The sequence below is a fragment of the Pseudoalteromonas sp. MER144-MNA-CIBAN-0113 genome (genome assembly GCF_040308965.1).
Lineage (GTDB): Bacteria > Pseudomonadota > Gammaproteobacteria > Enterobacterales > Alteromonadaceae > Pseudoalteromonas > Pseudoalteromonas tetraodonis.
Window position 1 is genome coordinate 1 of sequence record NZ_JBEOOG010000369.1, and the last position, 270, is coordinate 270.

The following is a 270-nucleotide window of genomic DNA, read 5'->3' on the forward strand; positions in this document are numbered from 1 at the left end:
CTACCAGAGTCGGGTATTTTAGATTTTACTCACCCCGACGCTTACGAATACTGGCTCGAATCGCACAAGCCATTGTTTGAGCTTGGCGTAGATATGATAAAAGCAGAATTTGGCGAACAGCTAGAAGACGAAAACATGGTATCGCACAGTGGCGACAGCGGCATAAGATTACACAACGTTTACAGCATGTTGTATAACCGCTGCGTTTTTGAGGCCGCCGAAAAATACTGTAAAACAGGGCCATTTTTGTTTAGCCGTTCAGCATGGACT

At 45.2% G+C, this 270-nt stretch carries 1 protein-coding gene; it reads left to right on the forward strand.

Going from position 1 to position 270, the window contains the following annotated elements:
- Positions 1 to 270, forward strand: a 270-nt coding sequence (locus AAEY57_RS20085) for a TIM-barrel domain-containing protein (protein WP_350608675.1), incomplete at both ends; no start/stop codon positions are given.